This window comes from Williamsia limnetica (genome assembly GCF_003217475.1).
GTDB classification, from domain to species: domain Bacteria; phylum Actinomycetota; class Actinomycetes; order Mycobacteriales; family Mycobacteriaceae; genus Williamsia; species Williamsia limnetica.
This window is the reverse complement of sequence record NZ_QJSP01000009.1, coordinates 1-21,136: the sequence shown is the minus strand read 5'-3', so window position 1 is coordinate 21,136 and position 21,136 is coordinate 1. Positions and strand designations below refer to the sequence as shown.

The 21,136-nt window shown below is 66.1% G+C and carries 19 protein-coding genes and 1 riboswitch; of the genes, 11 read left to right on the top strand and 8 right to left on the bottom strand.

Going from position 1 to position 21,136, the window contains the following annotated elements; all coding sequences use genetic code 11:
* Nucleotide 1: 1 nt before the first annotated feature.
* The 6 genes from DFR67_RS15705 to DFR67_RS15680 all read right to left on the bottom strand — a co-directional run bounded on the left by DFR67_RS15705 (nucleotide 2) and on the right by DFR67_RS15680 (nucleotide 5,983).
* Entirely contained in the window at nucleotides 2-1,954 is a 1,953-nt protein-coding gene (locus tag DFR67_RS15705; protein WP_110470662.1) for a peptidoglycan D,D-transpeptidase FtsI family protein, read from the bottom strand.
* Between the two features lie 143 nt (nucleotides 1,955-2,097).
* Nucleotides 2,098-2,946, bottom strand: a complete 849-nt coding sequence (gene ftsL, locus DFR67_RS15700) for a cell division protein FtsL (protein WP_110470457.1) — start codon at nucleotides 2,944-2,946, stop codon at nucleotides 2,098-2,100.
* Nucleotides 2,943-3,980, bottom strand: a complete 1,038-nt coding sequence (rsmH, locus tag DFR67_RS15695) for a 16S rRNA (cytosine(1402)-N(4))-methyltransferase RsmH (protein ID WP_110470456.1) — start codon at nucleotides 3,978-3,980, stop codon at nucleotides 2,943-2,945. The genes ftsL and rsmH overlap by 4 nt, the downstream gene beginning before the upstream one ends.
* A gap of 127 nt (nucleotides 3,981-4,107) precedes the next feature.
* Nucleotides 4,108-4,545: a division/cell wall cluster transcriptional repressor MraZ gene (mraZ, locus tag DFR67_RS15690; RefSeq protein WP_084837072.1), complete on the bottom strand. Its 438-nt coding sequence runs from the start codon at nucleotides 4,543-4,545 to the stop codon at nucleotides 4,108-4,110.
* 376 nt (nucleotides 4,546-4,921) lie between these two features.
* Complete coding sequence (locus DFR67_RS15685; protein ID WP_110470455.1) at nucleotides 4,922-5,329, bottom strand: DUF3040 domain-containing protein; 408 nt, start codon at nucleotides 5,327-5,329, stop codon at nucleotides 4,922-4,924.
* A 171-nt stretch (nucleotides 5,330-5,500) separates the two neighbouring features.
* Nucleotides 5,501-5,983: an SAV_6107 family HEPN domain-containing protein gene (locus DFR67_RS15680; RefSeq protein ID WP_158539970.1), complete on the bottom strand. Its 483-nt coding sequence runs from the start codon at nucleotides 5,981-5,983 to the stop codon at nucleotides 5,501-5,503.
* Between the two features lie 207 nt (nucleotides 5,984-6,190).
* On the opposite strand from DFR67_RS15680, the gene DFR67_RS15675 reads away from it, so the two are divergent.
* The 5 genes from DFR67_RS15675 to DFR67_RS15655 are packed head-to-tail and all read left to right on the top strand — an operon-like array spanning nucleotide 6,191 to nucleotide 11,115.
* Nucleotides 6,191-6,766 (top strand): GNAT family N-acetyltransferase, encoded by a 576-nt coding sequence (locus DFR67_RS15675; RefSeq protein WP_211325076.1) that lies wholly within the window; start codon nucleotides 6,191-6,193, stop codon nucleotides 6,764-6,766.
* A gap of 27 nt (nucleotides 6,767-6,793) precedes the next feature.
* Nucleotides 6,794-8,389, top strand: coding sequence for a phytoene desaturase family protein (locus tag DFR67_RS15670; RefSeq protein WP_110470454.1), 1,596 nt, complete (start codon nucleotides 6,794-6,796; stop codon nucleotides 8,387-8,389).
* Nucleotides 8,386-9,189 (top strand): carotenoid biosynthesis protein, encoded by an 804-nt coding sequence (locus tag DFR67_RS15665; protein ID WP_110470659.1) that lies wholly within the window; start codon nucleotides 8,386-8,388, stop codon nucleotides 9,187-9,189. Before DFR67_RS15670 ends, DFR67_RS15665 begins: the two co-directional genes overlap by 4 nt.
* Before the next feature lie 58 nt (nucleotides 9,190-9,247).
* Nucleotides 9,248-10,006, top strand: a complete 759-nt coding sequence (locus DFR67_RS15660) for an LppM family (lipo)protein (protein ID WP_146240458.1) — start codon at nucleotides 9,248-9,250, stop codon at nucleotides 10,004-10,006.
* A 41-nt stretch (nucleotides 10,007-10,047) separates the two neighbouring features.
* The gene (locus DFR67_RS15655; RefSeq protein WP_110470658.1) at nucleotides 10,048-11,115 is read left to right on the top strand and encodes a glycosyltransferase family 2 protein; all 1,068 of its coding nucleotides are present in this window, start codon (nucleotides 10,048-10,050) and stop codon (nucleotides 11,113-11,115) included.
* A 27-nt stretch (nucleotides 11,116-11,142) separates the two neighbouring features.
* Here the strand turns inward: DFR67_RS15655 and DFR67_RS15650 are convergent, their stop codons facing one another.
* Nucleotides 11,143-12,078, bottom strand: a complete 936-nt coding sequence (locus DFR67_RS15650) for a methylenetetrahydrofolate reductase (RefSeq protein WP_110470452.1) — start codon at nucleotides 12,076-12,078, stop codon at nucleotides 11,143-11,145.
* 85 nt (nucleotides 12,079-12,163) lie between these two features.
* On the opposite strand from DFR67_RS15650, the gene DFR67_RS15645 reads away from it, so the two are divergent.
* The 4 genes from DFR67_RS15645 to DFR67_RS15630 are packed head-to-tail and all read left to right on the top strand — an operon-like array spanning nucleotide 12,164 to nucleotide 17,274.
* On the top strand, nucleotides 12,164-13,240 hold the full coding sequence (locus DFR67_RS15645; protein WP_245937981.1) for a polyprenyl synthetase family protein: 1,077 nt from the start codon (nucleotides 12,164-12,166) through the stop codon (nucleotides 13,238-13,240).
* The gene (gene crtI / locus DFR67_RS15640) at nucleotides 13,240-14,766 is read left to right on the top strand and encodes a phytoene desaturase family protein (protein ID WP_110470451.1); all 1,527 of its coding nucleotides are present in this window, start codon (nucleotides 13,240-13,242) and stop codon (nucleotides 14,764-14,766) included. The genes DFR67_RS15645 and crtI overlap by 1 nt, the downstream gene beginning before the upstream one ends.
* 13 nt (nucleotides 14,767-14,779) lie before the next feature.
* Entirely contained in the window at nucleotides 14,780-16,375 is a 1,596-nt protein-coding gene (locus tag DFR67_RS15635) for an alpha-(1->6)-mannopyranosyltransferase A (RefSeq protein ID WP_110470450.1), read from the top strand.
* A 2-nt stretch (nucleotides 16,376-16,377) separates the two neighbouring features.
* Complete coding sequence (locus DFR67_RS15630) at nucleotides 16,378-17,274, top strand: phytoene/squalene synthase family protein (protein ID WP_425451292.1); 897 nt, start codon at nucleotides 16,378-16,380, stop codon at nucleotides 17,272-17,274.
* Here the strand turns inward: DFR67_RS15630 and DFR67_RS15625 are convergent.
* Nucleotides 17,271-17,636, bottom strand: coding sequence for an Rv2175c family DNA-binding protein (locus tag DFR67_RS15625; RefSeq protein ID WP_110470448.1), 366 nt, complete (start codon nucleotides 17,634-17,636; stop codon nucleotides 17,271-17,273). The genes DFR67_RS15630 and DFR67_RS15625 overlap by 4 nt on opposite strands.
* A gap of 185 nt (nucleotides 17,637-17,821) precedes the next feature.
* Here DFR67_RS15625 and pknB point away from each other — a divergent pair, with 185 nt between their 5' ends.
* Together pknB and DFR67_RS15615 are read left to right on the top strand one after the other, a co-directional pair.
* Nucleotides 17,822-20,050: a Stk1 family PASTA domain-containing Ser/Thr kinase gene (gene pknB / locus DFR67_RS15620; RefSeq protein ID WP_245937980.1), complete on the top strand. Its 2,229-nt coding sequence runs from the start codon at nucleotides 17,822-17,824 to the stop codon at nucleotides 20,048-20,050.
* 60 nt (nucleotides 20,051-20,110) lie between these two features.
* A riboswitch (TPP riboswitch) is annotated at nucleotides 20,111-20,203 on the top strand.
* Entirely contained in the window at nucleotides 20,195-20,977 is a 783-nt protein-coding gene (locus DFR67_RS15615) for a 3-oxoacyl-ACP reductase (protein WP_110470656.1), read from the top strand. It overlaps the preceding riboswitch by 9 nt.
* The last annotated feature ends 159 nt before the right edge of the window (nucleotides 20,978-21,136 follow it).

Here is a 21,136-nt window from a genome sequence, read left to right as displayed (position 1 = left end):
ATCAGTTCGCCCGCAACACCAGTGGTGGGGTCGGCTCGGCCGAGAGTGGTACCTGCTCACGCTGCAGCATCCAGGACGCGATGGTCTGGAACAGCGGCGCCGCACTCTGTCCACCGCTGCCATCGCTGCTCCGTGAGGGATTGTCGAGCATGATCCCGATCACGTAGCGCGGGTTGTCGGCGGGTGCGATGCCGGCGAAAGTGATGTTGTAGCTCGATTGCGAGTAGCAGCCGCAGTCCGGATCGACCTGCTGTGCGGTGCCGGTCTTACCGCTGATCTGATAGCCGGGCACCCCTGCCTTCGCCCCGGTACCCATCTGCACACCCATCGGGTCGTCTTGGATCACCGCGCGGAACATGTCTCGCACAGTCTTCGCGGTCTGCGGGCTGACCACCCGCACGCCATCAGGCGGTGCTAGTTCACCCTCTTGACCCTCGCCGTTGATGGACCTGATGATTCGCGGCTCGATGCGGACGCCGTCGTTGGCGATGGCCTGATACATCGCGGTCATCTGCAGCAACGTCATCGTCAGACCCTGCCCGATCGGGAGGTTGGCGAACGTACCGCCGGACCACTGACTGCGCGCCGGTACGACACCGGCGCTCTCGGCCGGTAGACCGACGTTGGCACGCTGACCGAGTCCGAAGCGTTTGACCATGTCGGCGAACCGGTCTTCACCCACCTTGTCCGCCAGCATCAGGGTGCCGACATTCGAGGACTTACCGAATATGCCGGTCGTGGTGTACGGCTCGACGCCGTGTGCCCAGGCATCTTTCACAGTGACGTCCGACATGTCGATGCTGCCCGGTACCTGATGAACCTGATCGGCCGTGGTGATCCCGTACTCGATCGCGGCCGCTGCGGTGATGATCTTGTTCACCGAGCCCGGCTCGAATGGCGATGTGACAGGCAGGTCGCCGAGTTGTGCATCACCCTGTTCGTCAAGAGGCTTGGCAGGATTGAAGGTGCCGTCGTTGGCCATGGCGAGTACCTCGCCTGTTTTGACGTCGAGCACCACTGCAGAAGCGTTCTCGGCCTTGGACAACTCTTTGGCCCGCTGCACCTGGTTCTGCACATACCACTGCACATCTGAATCGATGGTGAGTTCTACGGTGCCGCCGTCGACCGATGGATGCAGGTTGCGCGAACTGCCGGGAATCACAGCGCCGTCGGAACCGCGGTCGTAGGTCCGAGAGCCGTCCGTACCCGAAAGGACGGAGTCCATGGACGATTCGAGTCCGATCAGTCCATTACCGTCGAAGTCGACGTCGCCAACGATGTTGGCTGCCAACGGGCCACCCGGATAGAGGCGGATGTCCTGCCGTTCAGAGCCGACCTCCGGGAACTCATCGATGATCTTGTTCGCGGCTTCCGGGCTGACGGCGCGGGCGAGATACACGAAGGTCTCGTTGCTCTCGAGCAACTCCTTCAGGGATGACTCCTCGAACTCACCCCCTAGTTCGGCACTGATACCCGCTGCGATCTGACTGATCCTGGTGGACAGGTCCGGGAGAGCCGAGTTCTTCTTGTGGGCGTCCTCGATCTCCTTGCGCACCTTCACCGGCTGGAAGGTCAGCGCTCGCGCATCGTCGGTGTACGCGATCGCCTTTCCGTTACGGTCCTCGATCGCTCCGCGTTTGGCGGGCAGTACCTCGGTGACCGCCCGTTGGCTTGCGGCCTCCGCCGACAATCCGGGCGCATCCACGATCTGGAGCATCACCATCTTGATCGCGACGACCGCGACCACGAGCAAGATCAGTGCGGTGGCAAAGCGGTGCCGCACGAGGAACTGTCGCCCCGCTCTGACCGCCTCTGAACTGCCGTGCATCGAACCGCCGACCGGGAAGCCGCCACGAACACCATTGGATCGCGGTGCGCCGGCAGGATTTTCGGTATCCCGCGCACCTGCGCCACCATTGCCCTGCCTGCCTCGCGGCCGCCGCGATGGTCCCATCCGCTCACGTCCGGTGCCGCGGCGGCCGGTCCGCCGGTCACCACGGGTCGGCCGGGTCACCGGCCGTATCCTTTGCGCTCAGCGCACCGGTCAGCTGCGCTCTTCGCACATTCGGACTTCATGGTTGTCAATTCTCCGGTGCGCTAACGTGTTTGACCCGAATTTGAGCCCGGCGCGCCGCCAGTTGATGGCAGAACGTTCGAAAAGTTCGGTGGCGCTGCCGGATTTGCCGGAGTCTGCCCATTCGGCGTCGACTGACCCGGAGGTATCTGTTCACCTGGGGTCGTCGGAAGTGCAGGCTCGGTGGTCGTCGCCTCCGTACCGGTGTCGGGACCTATCGGGGTTCCCTGGACACCCGGCACCGGTGTGCTCGTGCGATTCCCCGCGGCCGGGGTGCGAGGCGAGGGTGCCGGCGCATCGTTCATCGACGGCGCTTTGGGGCCGTCGGCCGGCTTTATCTCTCCGACAACGGTTTCCTTGCCGTCGGGTCCGATCACAAGACGAGGAACATCGGTGGCCGGGATCATCCCCAACGCCCCTGCCTTGTCAGAGAGTTCAGGTGCCGAATCACCGGATTCGTAGGCTTTCTTGAGTGCATCGCGACGATCGGACAACTGTTCGTTCTGTTCGCGCGCGACTCCGAGTTGATACGAGTCCTGGGCAGACTTGGTCGAGAGCCACAGGGTCAGGGCAAGGCCGGCGAGGAGCAACACCACCACCACGACCACGAATGGCACCCGCATCGCAGCGCGTAAAGGCGTGAGGGCGACACCGACGAAGGACCGCTGATTTGCCTGCTTGTCGACGATCGGGGCAGGACGAACCCGGGCGCCGCGTGCGGAGCGTGCGGCAACCGTTTCGCCCCCGAGCCGCTTACGCCGCTTGTCGAGTGCACGCTGGGCCGCCGCCGAGCGCACCCTGGTGCCGTCTGCGTTCCGCGCTGCCGGGGCCCTGCGCTCGCGAGTACTCGCCTGGTCGTCGGTGATGGTCACTGATTCCTCCTGGCGATCCGTTCGACAGCCCGCACCCGGACAGACGCCGATCGTGGGTTGAGCTCGATTTCTGCTTCAGGTGCGCGCTCGGCACCACGGGTCAGGAGCCTGAACTCCGGCGCCGTACCGGGCAGGTCGACAGGAAGACCGGGCGGCGTGGTCGACGTCGTCCGGGTGGTGAACTCCCGCTTCACGATCCGGTCCTCGAGCGACTGGTAGGACATGACCGCGAGCCTGCCGCCCACGGCAAGGGACTCGAGTGCGGCAGGCAACGCCGCGCGCAGAGACGTCAGCTCGCCGTTGACCTCGATTCGCAACGCCTGGAATGTGCGCTTGGCCGGGTGTCCACCGGTTCGCCGCGTCGCGGCCGGAATCGACCGGTACAGCAACTCGACAAGCCTGGCGCTCGTGGTGAACGGTTCGGTCTCGCGCTCGCGAAGCACTGCGGACGCAATCTTGCCCGCGAATCGCTCATCGCCGTATTCCGAGAGCACACGGGCCAATTCGCCGTGTGAATAGGTGTTGAGCACATCTGCCGCGGTCAGTGGGTCGTCCGCGTTCATCCGCATGTCGAGCGGGGCGTCGACCGAGTAGGCGAACCCCCGGTCGGCCTGATCGAGTTGCATCGACGAGACACCGAGGTCGAAGAGTCCTGCGTCGTAAGTCGGCACTCCGGCCAGCCGGAGTGCTTCGGCGATGTCGTCGTATCGCAGGTGCACGAACGTGATCCGTGTGCCGAAGGGAGAAAGTCGATCTTTGGCGAGTGCGAGTGCGTTTTCGTCACGGTCGATCCCGATGATCGACACTCCGGGAAATGTCCGGGCGATCAACTCGGTGTGTCCGCCGGCTCCGAGTGTTCCATCGACGTACACCGCACCGGTGCCGAGCTCGTCGTGTCTGGTGATCGCGGGGGCCAGCAGCTCCGTCATGCGCTCTGCCATCACCGGGACGTGTCCGAAGACATTCTCGGCGTGTTCCACGATGCTGGGCCCCTTCGCGTGTGTCTGGAAACAAAAAGAGGTTGGCAACGTCATTCAAACCACCGGTGCGGCGACTCGCGGATGGATCCTGGTCCCTGCCCGACCGAACCTGGCGCTGGGGAAGTGCGTCAGGGTCGGATCGGGCAGAGGCCTCGATTCACCCACGTGAGTCGGCCTGGCGTTACGGTCCTTCGACCGCATCCAGCGCGTCGAAGCCCACGCTCGAGAAGTTCTCCTCGTGCTCGTCCTGGTAATCGCGCCAGGTCTGCGCGTCCCAGATCTCCAGGTGGCTCATGTTGCCAATCACCACACACTCTTTGGCCAGACCCGCGTAGCGACGATGGTCCAGGGCCAGACTTATCCGGCCTTGCCCATCGGGCCTCTGCTCATCTGTGCCCGAACTCAACTGGCGTTGAAATGCACGGGCCGCCGGATCGTTCTTCGGCGAACTGAGCACTTTTCGCGCCAACTCGTAGAAGTCGTCCCGTAGGTACACCGCAAGGCTGCGATCTTGACCTTTTGTGATCATCACGCCTCCCGCTAGTGCATCTCGGAACTTGGCGGGCAGTGTCAGCCGCCCCTTGTCGTCGAGCTTGGGCGTGTAGGTGCCGAAGAACATAGCGTCAGCCACGTCGACACCTCCAACCCAAGTTGTTGGAAGATTCCGGGCTCTCCCACCAACAAGCACCACCATACCCCACAACTCTCCACTTTCCACCCCTTTGATCGTCGATTTCAGGGATGTCGAAGCATCAATGCAGGTAGTCGGCAGTATCGCCGGTGGGGCGCAACTCCTGAGTCGCCGCGTTTGCGGCCGGCGATGGCCGCATTCTGGCGCAACATGGGTCACTGCAATCACAGAACCCGCTCGATCGACCAGCTGTGGGCGAGAGTGGGGAATGTGGGGGTGAACGGGCACCCAACGGCTCAGAACACAAAAAAACCGCGTATCGCAGTAGCGATACGCGGTTCTTACGATCTATTCGAGCCTGGGGTTACTCCTCTTCGAACCTGCGGTTGAACCGCTCTTCCATCCGTTCGGAGAACTTACGGCCCTGGCGCGGCTCACGACCCGAGGATCCACGGGGGGTCGAGCCGGCAGCGGCAGCGCCGGTGGCCGGACCGCTTCGTGAACCCCACAAAGCCATCAGGCCGGCACCGAACATCACCAGGAAGCCGACCAGACTGATGATGGGGAACCCACCGATCATCACATCTACGACCAACCCTCCGATGAGAAGGACCAGACCAACGATGAACATGACCGCCGCCTGGAGGCGACGACGAGCAGTGGAGCCGCCGAAGCGACGCGATCGGACGTTGGACGCAAACTTGGGGTCTTCTGCGTACAGAGCGTTTTCGATCTGTTCGAGCATGCGCTGCTCGTGCTCTGAGAGTGGCACCCGCCCCCTCCTTCAGCACGTGGTTTCCGTAGGGCTCGCGGGGGACGATTCCGGTTGCCCGGGCCCACTGTGGTGGGCCCACTTGAAATGATACGAGGTGTTGGAAGTCCCGACCACCATTCCCCGCCACAAGTTCGTCGATATTGGTCCATCTGAGCGAAATTCCCGGGTTCAGGCCGCTCCAGCGGGCATTTTCGACCCCTTCCCCTGCTCCCGTCGAATGATTTCGGTTTCGACGACATGCAAGAACTCATCGACGCGGGGTCGCAAAGCCGCGATCTGCTCCTCCAGGACCGGTCGGAGCCCGACTTCAGCGTCAGCCCGCAGACGCGACAGACCTGCGAAGTAGGTGGCCCAGCCGGTCAATTCGGGAACCGCTTGCGGCAACCGGGACCAGGCGCTGAGAGAGCCCCGTCGGCGCTTCGGCTTTTCTGTCACCGCGAGCACCGCGCCCGCAGCCCGAAGCGCCGCTTGATACAGCGCGCTGAACTCCTCGGTGGGATCGGTCACAACGTCGGATTCCCGGAGCCGCGACTCGGCTCGATCCAGCAGATCGCGGGCCGAGATTATCTGGGCCGGCTCCGGCCGCGGGTCAGATTTGAGGCTGCGCGCGGCGGCGGACCCACGCGGCTGATGCGAGGCTGTTGTCGGCATCTGCTGTGATCCTTCCGTCGGCAGCGTGTACGTGTGGGTCAGGCCCGGTGGCCCACGCTTCCCTCGTCGACCACCGGACCGCCCTCACGTCGTGCGGGCAACGATGTGGCTTGGCCTTTGCGGAGGTTGAAGCCTCGAACACCCGTTCGACATATTCAATATACCTACGACGGCGGAAACCCTCAAGCGAAGAAGGCGGAAACTTCTGTGCCCATCCGGCTCGTGGACCTTGCGGCCCAAGACGCACGGACCTGGTTGCCCGACGCCCTGACCGTTTACGTGACCGCGATGAACTATCCAGAAGGCACCGAGGTGCAGCGTGCTCCCCTGTGGCAGGAGCACGTCCACCGGCCCGGCTGGCAGGCCGTCGCGGCCGTGGAGTCACCGGGCGCCGCCTCTTCGCACGAAACCATCGTGGGGATCGCATACGGCTACCGCGGCGCAGGCGACCAGTGGTGGAACCAGCAGGTTCGCTCCGGGCTCACCCGCGCCGGGGCCGATCCAGAGCGCATCCGGGCGATCACCGAAGACTATTTCGAGCTGACCGAACTGCACGTGCACCCCACCGCTCAGGGCAGGCAGATCGGCGAAGCCCTGCTGGTACGACTGCTCGCCGACAGAAGTGAACCGCAGGTCCTGCTCTCGACCCCTGAGATCAGCGAGGAGGACAACCGCGCGTGGCGGCTCTATCGCCGGCTGGGGTTCGCCGACGTCTTGCGGCGCTTCACTTTCTCGGGGGACCCGCGACCGTTTGCTGTACTTGGTCGGACACTCCCCCTGTGACCACTTCCCCTCTGTAGGAGAAACACAATGATCGACACCGTCGTCATCGGAGCGGGCCACAACGGTCTCGTCGCCGCCGCGTACCTGGCCGCCGCAGGACAGCGGGTCGTGGTGGTCGAACGCGACAGCATCCCCGGCGGCGCCGTGTCGACGGTCGAACGGTTCCCCGGCTACCGGGTGGACCGCGGTTCGTCGGCGCACCTGATGATCAGGCACACGCCGATCCTGGAAGAACTGTCATTGGCCGACCACGGCCTTCGCTACCTCGACTGCGACCCCTGGGCCTTCAGTCCGGGCAGCGACACCCACGAGCCGATCATCTTCTACAAGGACCTCGATCGGACGTGTGCGTCCATCGAGAAGGCGTGCGGAACACCCGATGCCGACGCCTATCGGGCGTTCGTGGCCGTCTGGTCCGAGCGATCGGCCGCGATGATGTCCGCGTTCACGTCCTCACCTTCGCCCCTCGCACTCGGGAAGGCGTTCTGGGGCCTGCAGGGCCGCATACCCGGCAAGGGTGCCTCGTCGGGCCTCGGCCTGTCACAGGAGTTCCTGATGTCGGGCGACTCCCTGCTGGACTACTGGTTCGAGTCCGAACAGCTCAAGGCAGCGCTCGCCTGGTTCGGCGCCCAGTCCGGACCACCCATGAACGAGCCGGGTACCGCTCCCATGGTCGGTTTCGCCGCCGCCATGCACACCATCCCGCCCGGCCGCGCGATCGGCGGCAGCGGGGCGCTGACCACAGCCCTGGTCAGCAAGCTGGAGGCAGACGGTGGCGAGGTACGCCTCTCCGCCGCCGCGACCGCCCTCGAGAAGCGCGGCGACGACTGGCTGGTGCGATGCGAGGACGGCAGCGAGCACCGCGCACGGTCGGTCGTCAGCGCCTGTCACATCCTCACCACGCTGCAGCTGTTGCGTTCCGGAGGGTTCGATTCCGCCACCGCTGATCGGTGGGCGGCACAGATCCGGGTCGGAAACGGCATCGGGATGGCGGTACGCCTCGGCGGTACGGCGCTGCCCAGCTACCGCGGCATCGCCGACGACGCCGGCGTCCACTCCGCACTCGGGCTCCTCGTGACGGACCGCGGTCAACTCGCCCGTGCCTACGCCGACGCCTCTGCAGGTGACCTGCCGCGCCGTCCGGCCCTGGTGGCGATGAGCTATTCCGCGATCGACTCGACACTGACACCTGCCGGGCACCACTCGACAAGCCTCTGGGCGCAGTGGCACCCCTACCGTCTGTCCGGCGGTCGTAGCTGGAGCGACCTCGCGAACGAGGCGGCCGCGGGTATCGTCGCCGAACTCGACCGACACGCCCCGGGATTCTCCGAGTCCATCGAGCACACCCGCATCCAGACCCCCGCCGACCTCGAAACCGAACTGGGGCTCACCGGCGGCAATATCATGCATGTCGAGATGTCACTGGATCAGATGATGATCTGGCGGCCTCACCCGGAAATGGCCCAGCACCGCGTCCCCGGCGCCCCGGGTCTCGTGTTGGCGGGGGCGTCGACCCATCCGGGCGGCGGAGTCTGCGGAGCGAGTGGCCGGATCGCTGCCACCGCTGTGCTGAGCGATCGGCGTTCGGCACTGTCAAAGTTCACCCGCGGCAGATGGGGATGAGCGCGCCGGACACCCGGTTTGCCTTGTCGGCCGCACTCCTCGTCGTATCCATTGCCGCACAGATCACCTACCCGCTGGTGGAGGGCACCACCCGTGACCGGGTGACCGTCATCGTGGTGCTGGCCTCGGCGACGGCGATGGTGCTGCATTCGGCAGCGCGCCTCGGCATCCCCCGGACGGTGGCGATGGTGGCGGCAACGGCGGGTGTCGGCTGGACCGCCGAAATCATCGGTACGGCGACGTCCTTCCCGTTCGGCAGCTACGAATACGCCGCCGACAGGATCGGTCCGTCGGTCGCCGACGTGCCCATCGTCATCGGCCTCGCCTGGACCGCAGGCGGCTACTGCATCTGGTGGATCAGCTCCTTCATCACGACAACACCGTGGTTCCGGATCCCGCTGGCCACCGCCGGCATGGTCGGTTGGGACCTGTACCTCGATCCACAGATGGTCAGCGCCGGCCTGTGGACCTGGGAGGCCCGGGATGCGGGTCTGCCGGGCATCGAGCAGATCCCGATCACCAACTTCCTGGGCTGGGCGGCAGTGGCCGCGGTCATGTTCACGCTGTTGTCGCTCATCGACCGAGAAGCCATCGTCTTCACCTGGCGCTCGGCGATCACCCCGATCGGCTGGTTCACCTGGACCTGGCTCGGTTCGGCACTGGCGTTCCTGGTGTTCCTCGATGATCCCGTGCTCCCGGGCGCGGTGCCTTACGGGCTGGTGGGGATGGGCATCATCGGTGTCCCGGCAGCGGTCTGCCTGGTCGGCGTGCTCGGCAAACAGCGCGCGACCTCTCGCTGAATCGAGTACTGCGCGCGCCCCTGCCACCTGAGTGCGCAGCTAATGGCACGATAGCTGCGTGCCTCAGATCACCCCACATCCCCGCGGCCGGCAGCGCCGCGGCCCCGTGAGCCTGGTTCTTCTCCTGCTGGTGCTGGTCTGCGGTCCCGCGCTGGCGGCGTGCTCCAACTCGCCCACCGAGTTCGGCGACCGCCTCTGGGGAGCCATGGTGCTGGCCGAAAAGGACGTCGGCCAGGACAAGGGCCCGCAGATCATCGTCCCGCAGTCGCTCGAGGCGGTGGTCAGCGCGACCGAGTTCAAACGCGACGGGTTGATCGGGACCCGCGCGACCTTCACCGAGGCCACCCTCGGGCAGTTCACCCAACTCGGAGAACTCGTCGACGACGCATATCCCGACACGTCGGTCACGATGGACCTCAGCGCGCAACGACGCGGCGAGGTCGTCGCTTTCCGTGGTACCGCGGATCTGCAGGGCCTCGCGCCCGGCAGGGACTACGTCGAGTTCTCTGTGCAGTTCGCCGGTCCGGTCAGCGCCACCAACGGTCAGCAGGACGGCGAGGACGCGGTGTCGTGGAAGCCCGAGATCGGCAAGGCCTCCCCCATGACCGCCGAGGCCAACTACGAAGAACCCGGAACGGCCGCATTCACCGGATGGACGGGTCTGATGGCGGGAATCGCGTTGGCCGTCACGGTGATCGTGGTGGCGCTGGCATGGGTCAACCGTGATCAATCACCGCGGCCCGGGGCACCGAGCAGGCGTCCGGCGGACGCTCAGCGACGCGTCGGGGCGTCTGACGACGACCGGTCGACGCTCTGATCGGCTGGATACCGCTGGGATTGTCCGCAGTCAATGTGTCTGTGGCACTGATCAATTCTCAGCGAGTCGGATCGCTGGCCGAACCGGGCGAATCGATCGACGAGCCTGTCTGGGTGTGTATTCCGGCACGCGATGAGGCACCGCGAATCGCGTCTCTGATCGCCGATCTCAAAGCCCAAACCGGCATCCCGGATCTGCGGGTGCTTATTTGTGACGACGATTCGACAGACGGCACGGCCGAGGTAGCGACCACCGCGATCGCCGGGGACCCGCGCTTCGAATTGCGCGTCAACCACATTCCCCCACCCCCGGGCTGGACCGGAAAGATCCACGCTCTCACCTTGCTCGCCGGCGATGTCGGCGACGGGATGGTCGCCTTCGTCGACGCCGACGTGCGACTGGAGCCGGCCGCCCTCGCGCGCGGCGTGCGCACGTGCGCCAACGCGGGCGGCCTGCTGTCGGTATGGCCCGCCCAACGAGCCGGATCCGTGTTCGAACACCTCGTTCAACCCCTGCTCTGCTGGTCGTGGCTGGGCTCGGTGCCCTTGGTCATCTCCGAACGATTGCAATGGCGCTCGATGGCAGTCGCGAACGGACAGTTCTTGATCACCTCGAGCGCCGACTACCGGCGGGCCGGTGGTCATGCGTCCGTCCGAGGGAAGATCACCGACGACCTCGCGCTGGCCCGGGAGTACCGGGACATCGGACTGGGTTCGATCGTCCGCAGCGGAAAAGCCGTGGCGTCCTGCCGCATGTACGACGGTCCCGCCGAGACCTGGCAAGGATATCGGCGCTGGCTGGGGACGGAGTTCGGTGGTCCGGCCGGGGCCGTCGCGGTCGCGATCGTGTTCGGCTCCGCGAACCTGCTCCCGCTTGCCGACCTCGTCTCCGGTCGACACCGCGGTCGTGCTGCGGCGGCCCTCGCCTGCGGGGTCGCGTCTCGCCTGATCGCGCGCCGCGCGGAGGCGGGCAACGTGAGCGTCGTCGACGCGGCGTCTGCACTGGCCCACCCGCTGTCTATGGTCATCAGTGCAGTGGCCGTCGCCGACTCGCTACGGGCGAGGGTCTCCGGACGGCTGACCTGGAAGGGCCGAACGCTGACGCCCTGACGAACCGAGAGGTGATCTCTCGCAGCGTCAGGCAGCCATGACATTCATGCCGAGGCGCTCGAGCACCTCGCTGGTCGCCTTCGCGAAGTTCAGACTGCAGAAGTGCAGACACGGCACGCCCTCGGCGATGAGCCGTTGGGCCATCTGCGTGGCGAGGTCGATGCCGACGGCGCGGACAGCCTCGCGGTCCTCGTCAGGGCCGCCACCGGCGGCCGCGGCCAGCCGCTTGTCGATGTTCGCCGGGAGCACCGACCCCGAGAGTTCGACCATGCGACGGACCGACGCCAACGAGGTGATCGGCATGATTCCCGGAATGAGGGGCTTGGCGCCCTGTTCGGGATCGGCTGCGACCACCCGGTCACGCAACCGGAGGAAGTCGTCGACGTCGAAGAACATCTGGGTGATCGAATACTGGGCTCCGGCGCGAAGTTTCGACACCAGATACCTCGTATCGTGATCGAGGTCGGGAGCTCTGTGGTGTCCTTCGGGGAAGGATGCGACACCCACATTGAAGTCGCCCAGCTCCTGCACCAGTCGCACGAGTTGCTCGGCGTACTCGAGCCCGTCGGGGTGCTTGATCCACTCGCCCAGCGGGTCGCCGGGGGGATCGCCGCGCAAGGCCAAGATGTTGGTGATCCCCTGATCGGCGAAGCCGCCGACCATCGCACGCAACTCGTCCACACTGTGTCCGACCGCGGTCAGGTGAGCAACCGGCAGCAAGGTGGTCTCGCGGGCCAGTTGGCCGACGATCCGCAGGGTGCGGTCGCGGGTGGACCCACCGGCTCCGTAGGTCATGGAGACGAACGCTGGTCCCATACGCTCGAAGATGCGCACTGCTCGCCACAGTCGCGCCTCGGCCTGCTCATCGCGGGGCGGGTAGAACTCGACTGAAAACGGAACCGGCCCCGGATGTGGCTCGGCCAGCCGCTGCACGATCGATGTCTGGGGTAGCTGGGAACTCACCTGGCAATCATACGATTGCCCAGGCGCGCCGGACCACGTCGCCCGGTCCGCAGAGTCCGCTGCCGCCCGCAGCTAAGGTGTCCAGGTGCCCATCGAGTCCCTGCGCGACGTACCAGCGGCGACCTCGGAGCTACTGCAAAAGATTTTCGCGGAGCGCCGACCTGCAGCTTCAGACATCGCCCCCGGCTTCGCGGACGCCGTCGACGCGATGGGTGGATTCGTGTTGCGGGGCGGCAAGCGGGTCCGTCCCACCTTCGCCTGGGCCGGATACCAGGCCGCAGGGCCCGCTCGGGCACTCCCCGATGAGATGTTGACCGTCTGCGCGGCCCTCGAGTTCGTCCAGGCCTGCGCCTTGATCCACGACGACATCATCGACCGGTCCGATACCCGTCGCGGACACCCGACGGTACACCGGGAGTTCGAACAGCTCCACCGAGACTCCGGATGGCTGGGATCCCCGGAGTCATACGGCGAAGGGGTCGCGATCCTGCTGGGTGACCTCGCCTTGGCCTGGGCCGACGACCTCTTCCGCGCCGCCGGGTTCACCCCCGATGTCGTAGCCGCGGTCGCCGACATCTGGGCGGGGATGCGTACCGAGGTCCTCGCCGGTCAGTACCTGGACATCACGGCCGAGGCCGCAGGCGACGAGTCACCTGTAGCGGCTCATCGGGTGATGCGCTTCAAGACTGCCGCCTACACCGTGGAGCGACCGCTGCAGCTCGGCGCCGCGATCGGCGGCGCCGACGCAGACCTGATCGAGGCCCTGCGATCGTTCGGAACCGACGTAGGCGTCGCTTTTCAGCTCCGAGACGATGTGTTGGGCGTATTCGGCGATCCCGAGGTGACCGGCAAACCTGCAGGCGACGACATCATCGCGGGCAAACGGACGGCGCTGCTCGCAGCGGCCCTGAACCTCAGCGACATCAACGACCCGGCCGCGGCGCGGGTACTGCGTGAGCGCATCGGTAAGAAACTCGGCCCTGCCGAGCTGGCCGAGACCACCCAGATCATCCTCGACAGCGGCGCGGTCGCCAGGGTCGAGACCCAGATCGGTGAACTCGTCGAATCGGCGATGATCACCCTGACCGCAAGCAGCGCCGATGCCACCGCCAAGGCGGACCTGGCCGACCTGGCCACGTCGATGACCCAACGGCGCGCGTGATGGTGCGAACAGTCTCAGGCCCCACCGATCGGATCGTGGTGATCGGCGCCGGACTCTCGGGTCTGACCGCGGCCCTCTATCTGCGCGGCGCGGGCCGCGAGGTCACAGTCCTCGAAGCGGCCCCGCACGCGGGCGGGCGGGTGGCCACCGAAACCATCGCCGACAACCACTTCGACACCGGGGCAACCATTTTGACGATGCCCGAGCTGGTGCACGCTCCGCTGGCGGCGGTCGGGGTGCAGGGCGAGGAAGCAGCGCGTCGCCTCGATCTCATCGACGTCGACCCCACGTACCACATGCGCTACGCCGATGGCGCCGAGCTCGCCGTCCACCGCGACCGGGATCGGTTCGCCGCCGCCATCACCGACGTGTTCGGGGTGCACCAGGCTCGCGGCTATCGCGATCTGGCCGAGTGGCTGACGCGGCTGTATGCCGTGGAGATGGACACCTTCATCGATCGGAATTTCGATTCGCCGCTCTCACTCGCCCGGGATCCGGCGACGCGCACCGGCGCCGCGGAATTGATGCGACTCGGCGCTCTCGGTCGTTTGTCCGCGCGCGTGGGGAAGTTCGTCACCGACGAGCGTTTGTTGCGCGCCTTCACCTTTCAGGCTCTATACGCCGGCGTGCCACCCGAGCGTGCACGCGCGGTGTACGCGGTGATCGCGCACATGGACATCAGCATGGGCGTCTTCTACCCGCGCGGCGGGATGGGTCGCGTCGCAGAGGTGATGACCGGAGCACTACGCGACGCGGGCGGACGCGTCGAACTCGACACCGCAGCGTCGAGCATGCAGTGGGACGGCAACCGGGTCACCTCGGTGACGAGCACCGACGGCCGCGTCTGGGATTGCGACGCAGCAATTCTCACCACGGACTCCCCCGTCACCGAGCGACTTCTGGGCCACCGGCAATCCAGACGCTCCCGCCGGATCACCTACTCGCCGAGCGCCGTCGTGGCCCACGGCGTGGTGCCCACATCGGTGACCGCCGAGTGGCCGGGCGGTCATCACACTCTCGACTTCGGCGCGGCCTGGTCTCAGACATTCCGTGAGCTGACGGCTCGCCGCGGCCGCGGCGCACTGATGAGCGACCCCTCGCTGCTGATCAACCGGCCCGGCCTCTCCGACCCCGCTCACGGCATCAGCGCGGCAGGCGAATCGGTCACGGTCCTCGCGCCCTGCCCCAATCTCGACTCGGCGTCCCTGCCGTGGGAAAAGCTTGCGGGCCCCTACGTGCAGGAAGTGCTTTCTGTCCTGGAACGCCGTGGTTACACCGGCATTCGGGAGTCTTTCTCACTTGCGCGCGTCGACCATCCGGGCACATGGGCCGCCGCCGGCATGGCGGCAGGAACACCGTTCGCCGCGGCCCACACCGTCTCTCAGACCGGTCCCCTGCGTACGCGCAATCTCGTACCGGGCACCGACAACGTCGTGCTGGCGGGTAGTTCCACCGTGCCCGGTGTGGGGATCCCGCCCGTGCTGGTGTCCGGGCGACTTGCGTCCCAGCGCATCACGGGCCGATAGGTAGGTCGAGGCGATGTCCACAGCCACGTCGACACAGAGCACCGATGTACGAGCGCGACTGACCCGCACCAGGGCGTCGGTGAGCACCTTCTGCCGCACCGACCTCGGTCGTCAGGTGTTGCTGGGGATCGCCGGCTCTCTGCTCGTCACCGCAGGAAGCTTCGGCGTCGGGGACGTCCCCCGCAACGAGACGACGGTGCAGACGATGCATCTGACGTGGCTGTATTTCGGACACGGTAAGACGTTGAGCAGCATTGCGTTCTGGCTCGGGGTGGCCCTCATGGTGATTTCCTGGGTTCAGGTGGGCCGCACCCTGCACGCCGACACATCATCCGATCGCCCCACGCGCGCACTCGGCTGGGCGTCCCTGATCCAATCCGCGCCCCTGATGATCGCCGTACCGCTCTACAGCCGCGACGTCTACGCATACCTGGCGCAGGGCGCTCTGCTCCGCGACGGGTTCAATCCCTACTCCGACGGGCCTGTGGTGAGACCGGGGCCTCTCCTGGATTCCATGGCACAGGTCTGGGCCACGACCACCGCGCCGTATGGCCCGGCGTTCATGTCCCTGACCCGCGCAGTGACCACGGTCACCGGCGACCAGGCGATCATCGGAGTGCTGGTGATGCGAGTCGTCCTCATACCCGGATTGTTGCTGACCCTCTGGGCGCTGCCGCGGCTCGCGCGGCACTTCGGGACCGACCCCGCTGTGGCCATCTGGGTGATCGCCCTCAATCCACTCGTGCTGATCCACCTCGTCGGTGGCCCGCATGTCGAATTGCTGATGATGGGTGTGCTCATCGCCGGCATCACGCTCGTGGTCCAGCGCCATCATGTGGCCGGGGTGAGCGTGCTGGCACTGGCCGCCTCGATCAAGATCACCGCCGGTATCGCGATCCCGTTCGTCCTGTGGATCTGGTTGGTACACATCAGGGAAGACCGAAGCACTCGCGGCGAGACCGACGGGACTGCCGCACGCATCCGACCTGCCGACGTCGCCGGGGTGCTGGCGTGGATCATCGGACTCAGCGCCGCCATCTTCGGTGTGCTGACCCTGCTCGTCGGGCACGGGTTCGGCTGGCTGCTCGGATTGACCTGGGCCGCCAAGATCATCAACTGGCTGACAATTCCCACCGCGATGGCACACCTGACGACCTTCGTCTCGTCGCCGTTCGTCAGCCTGCCGCTCCTGCCCGTTCTCGAGATTGCGCGTTCGATCGGTTCGGTTGTGCTGGCCCTGACCCTGGTCGGACTCTGGGTGAGGTTCCGGCGCAGCGAACGCGATGCGGTCAAAGGTATGGCGTGGGCGATGTTCGCGGTGCTGCTGCTCGAGCCGTCCACTCTCCCCTGGTATTACACCTGGGCCCTTGTGATCGCGGCAGTCTTCACCATCGATCGCCGGGGTCTGGTCGCCATCGTCGCCTTCAGCGTGTTCCTGCTCCAGGTATTCGGTCCGAGTGACGACATCTTCATGTACGAGATCACCGATGTACTTGTCGCGGTTGTCTTGTCGGCACTCGCCGGGTGGTCCCTGGTGCGGCGCGACCCCCTGCGGATACGACGGCTGACCCGCGGTGGGTCCGCTGAGGCCGCAGATCGGCCCACATGACGATGAGCGTGCGTCTCGCCGCCGCCTACGCGCACTGCAAGCAGCTCACCGCGACGCACGGGCGGACCTACTACCGCGGAACCCAATTGCTTTCTCCCGCCCGGCGCAGCGGTGTCTACGCACTGTATGGGTTCGCCCGGATGGTCGACGACATCGTCGATACGACGACCGGGCCGGATCGGCTGCAGCAACTCGACGACATCGAGGCAGACCTGCACGCCGCGTTGGCGCGTCCCGACCATCGACCGCGGCACCTCGAGGTGCTTGCCGTCGCCGACACCGCGGCTGTGTTCGGGATCCCCCACGAGTACTTCGACGCTTTCCTGCGGTCGATGCGGATGGACCTGCCCGACAGCGACCACTACGTGGCCACCTACCGCTCGATGACGCAACTACGCGGCTACATGTACGGGTCGGCGAGTGTCATCGGACTGCAGATGCTCCCCATCCTGGGGACGGTCGGCGACGTCGCGACAGCGACAACGGCAGCCCGGGCACTGGGCGACGCTTTCCAGCTCACCAACTTCATCCGGGACGCCGGGGAAGACCTGGACCGCGGCCGCGTCTACCTGCCGACCGATGAACTCGCCGTGTTCGGGGTCGATGAAGCCATGCTCCGCCGCTGTCGGCGAAACGGCCAGGTACCGCCGCAACTGCGTCGGGCGCTGGCCCATCTGATCGCCATCACCCGCGCCGAATACCGGCTCGCGGAGCCCGGCATCGAACTGTTGGCCCCCGCCAGCAGGCCGGGGATCAGGGCAGCATTCACGATGTACCGGGCCATACTCGATCACGTCGAGAATGGCGGGTACCGAGTCCTGACCGAACGTGCCCGAGTCCCGACACCGGCCCGGGCTGGGCACATCGTCGCGGCGCTCGTGCACCGCGGACGCTTCTAGAAGGCTTGCGCCTGGGCGCGTCGCACCATCTCGCGCGCCTGATGCCCGTGCAGCGCCTCCGCCGGGCAGATGCCCAGGTCATCCTGGACCTCGAACAGCCATTTCATGGCCTCGTCACGGCTGAAACCGCCGTCGAACAGCACTTTGATCAGGCCGACGAGGTGCTTGGTGATCTCCGGGCCGTCGAAGAACAGCGCCGGGATGGCAACCTGCCCGTCACGACGCACCGCGAGCAGGCGCTCGTCGGTGATCAGATTGAGGACCTTGCTGTTGGAAAAGCCCATTCGGGAAGAGACCTGGGACACGGACAAAACCTCTGTGTCAGCAGGCAGCGTGTCTTCTGAAAGCGGTACGGAACCCACGAGATGAGACTACCGAGCGGCCGGGCGCGCAGTCGAGTCGCTACCCCTGTTGGCCCGCCGGAAGGTCGAGCTCGTCGGTCACTCGACCCGAACACACCAGCGCTCGTGATCGTTTCTAGACCGGTCGTCGCTACTGTGGACTCGTAAATCTGCCATCTGCCCGGCCGCGAAAGGATCTGACGCCTGTGAACGCTCCCTCCGACATGCTGATCGGCATGCTGCTGGAGCGCCGCTACCGGATTGATGCGCTCATCGCCCGCGGCGGCATGTCCAGCGTCTACCTCGGGATGGACCTGCGCCTCGACCGACCGGTCGCGGTCAAGGTGATGGATCCGCGGTTCTCTGCGGATCCCCAGTTCCTGGCCCGCCTCGAGTTCGAGGCCCGATCCGTCGCCAGGCTCAAGGACCCCGGGCTCGTCGCCGTCTACGACCAGGGCGCAGACGGCGACTATGCGTTCCTCGTCATGGAGCTGGTGCAGGGTGGCACTCTGCGTGAATTGCTGCGCGAGCGCGGTCCGATGCCTCCGCACGCGGTGACCGCAGTGACCGCCCCGGTCCTCGGCGCCCTCGGCTCCGCCCACCGTGCGGGACTCGTGCATCGCGACGTCAAACCTGAGAACGTGCTCATCTCGGACGACGGCGAAGTGAAGGTTGTCGACTTCGGCCTGGTGCGAGCCATTGCCGCCGCCGGCATCACGTCGAACAGCGTGATCCTGGGCACCGCCGCATACCTGTCCCCCGAGCAGGTCGAGTCCGCGTCAGCCGACGCCCGCTCAGATGTCTACTCAACCGGCATCCTGGTGTTCGAGATGCTCACCGGCAGAACCCCGTTCACCGGCGACACCGCACTGGGCCTGGCCTACCAGCGATTGAACAACGATGTGCCCGCACCGAGTTCGCTGATACCGGGCGTGCCGCCCGAGTTCGACGAGTTCGTCCTGACCTCGACCGCCCGCAACCCCGAGAACCGGTATCGCGACGGATATCACATGCGGGAGGTGCTCACCGAGATCGCCACCGACCTCGACTTGCCCGCGTTCACCGTGCCGGCCCCGACTCGTTCGGCGGAACGCGAGACCATGGTCGCCTTCCGAGACCGCCAGCAACGGCCGCCAGCGGGTCCACCCGGTGATCCGGACGGCACCGATCCGATCTCGGCGCAGCCCGTTTCGCCGCAGCCGGGCGGCCGAAACCCGACCAGAATCCAGACACTTCCGCCCGACACCCGCCATCAACAGCCGCCACCCGGGCCGCCACGCCCGCAGGGCCCACCCGGCCCACCGCCCCCGTCAGCGGCCATGATGTCGCAGGCCTCCGCCTACGCCGAACAACGCCGTAAGTCCCGACGTACGGCGCTCATCTGGGTGCTGGTCGTGATGCTCGTCGCAACACTGCTCGGGGTCGGCGGCTGGTGGCTCGGATCGGGCAGATTCACCACCGTCCCGGAATTGACCGGTATGGACCGGGTCGCCGCGACCGAAGCCATCGAAGACGCCGGACTCGACGTCGTCGACGACCCGACCTACGACAACGACCTCCCCGTCGATCAGGTGATGTCAGCGCAACCGGTCCCCGGGACCCGTGTCAGCCGATTCTCCGACGTCACGCTGGCCTACTCGGTCGGTCAGCCCAAGGTGCCCGACCTCAGTGCCGGTGACCCCCTGCCCGAAGTCGAGCAGCGGCTGCGAGAACGCACCCTCGCACCGAAGGTGACCCGCCAGCAGTACAGCAATACCGCCCCCAAGGGCTCGGTGGTCTCGCTGACGCCCAACTCCGGGACCACGGTGCCCGTCGGCAGCGAAATACAGATCACCACCAGCCGCGGCCCCGAGCCCATCTCCGTCCCCGATGTGTCGGGACGTGAAGAGGACGACGCCGCCGCACTGCTGCAGACCGCCAAACTCAAGACCGGGAATGTGCGCAGAGAGTTCAGTCCGGACATCGACGGCGGCAAGGTGATCGGCACCAGTCCCGGCGCCGGAGAGATGGCCGAGCCCGGAAGCACCGTCGACCTCATCGTCTCGGACGCCATTTCGGTTCCGGATCTGTCGGGTAAAACCCCCGATGAAGCGCGGCGGACCTTGCAGGATGCCGGTCTGATCGCCCAGGACGGCGGCACGTCCACCGATGGCACCGCCAAGGCCGGCGAGATCACGTCGGCCAGCCCCGCTTTCGGCGCTCGGGTGGACCCGCGAAATCCCGTGGTACGTATCTTCGTTTCCGACGCCGTCAGTGTCCCCAACGTCACCGGAGACACCGTCGGCACAGCCAAACGTAAACTCGGCGATGCCGGTTTGAAGGTCAACAGCCGAGGCCTGACAGGTTCCAACATCTCGATCGTCGTCAGCCAGAGTCCATCTGGGGGAACCCGCATCAAGCAGGGCACCACCGTCGACATCACCTCAATCCCCTAGGTTGGCGAGAATTCGACCGGGTGCCCGACCTCCGCGCCGGCCCGTCGCTGTGATCTGATTATGGGCGACACGGGGTGCCGAACTCTCGGCTGAGATAAGACCCGCTGAACCTGACCAGTTAGCACTGGCGGAGGGATGTCCATCATGTCGTCGAACAATGCGCAATCCATCGAGCAGCAGATCGTGCTGATCACCGGCGGGGCCCGCGGACTCGGCCAGTCGATCACGAGGGCGTTCGCGACCCAGGGCGCGAAGGTGGTCATCAACTATCTGCGGAGCAAGGACTCCGCGGACGCACTCGTCGCAGAGATCGGCCCCGAGCGCGCGCTCGCCGTCGCCGCAGACGTCACCGAGCCGGAGTCGGTGGCCGCCCTGTTCGACACTGCGCGAGCGCATTTCAGCTCACCGATCACCACCGTGGTCAACAATGCACTCGTTGATTTCTCGTTCAACGGCGACGGCCGTCCGAAAGCCGACACGATCACCTGGCCTGACTTCGACGCGCAACTGAAGGGCAGCGTCGCTGCCGCCTTGCACACCACTCAGGCGGCGTTGCCGGGCATGCGCGAGGCGGGTTTCGGCCGCATCATCACCATCGGCACCAACCTGGTCCAGAACCCGGTGGTTCCGTACCACGACTACACCGCGGCCAAGGCTGCACTGCTCGCGCTGACGCGCACCCTGTCCGCAGATCTCGGGCCGCAGGGCATCACCGTCAACATGGTGTCCGGAGGGTTGCTCCGCACCACCGACGCGAGTTCGGCGACCCCGGAAGCCGTCTTCGATCTGATCGCCGAGAGCACCCCGCTACGACGCGTCACCACGCCGCAGGAGTTCGCGGATGCTGTCTTGTTCTTCGCGTCACCGTGGTCACGCGCCGTCACGGGCCAGAACTTGGTCGTAGACGGTGGCCTCGTAAAGGACTGACATCAAACCGCCGAAGTCGGAGGAAGTCATAATTCCTCCGACTGTGGCCACATCCTCCGGCTGGAGAGGCTGTTGCCGAATCGCGGGCGGTAACGCCCGCGATTCGGCGGGTTTGATGCAAGAATTCTGGTGTGGCCAAGTCGTACATCCATGCTGATC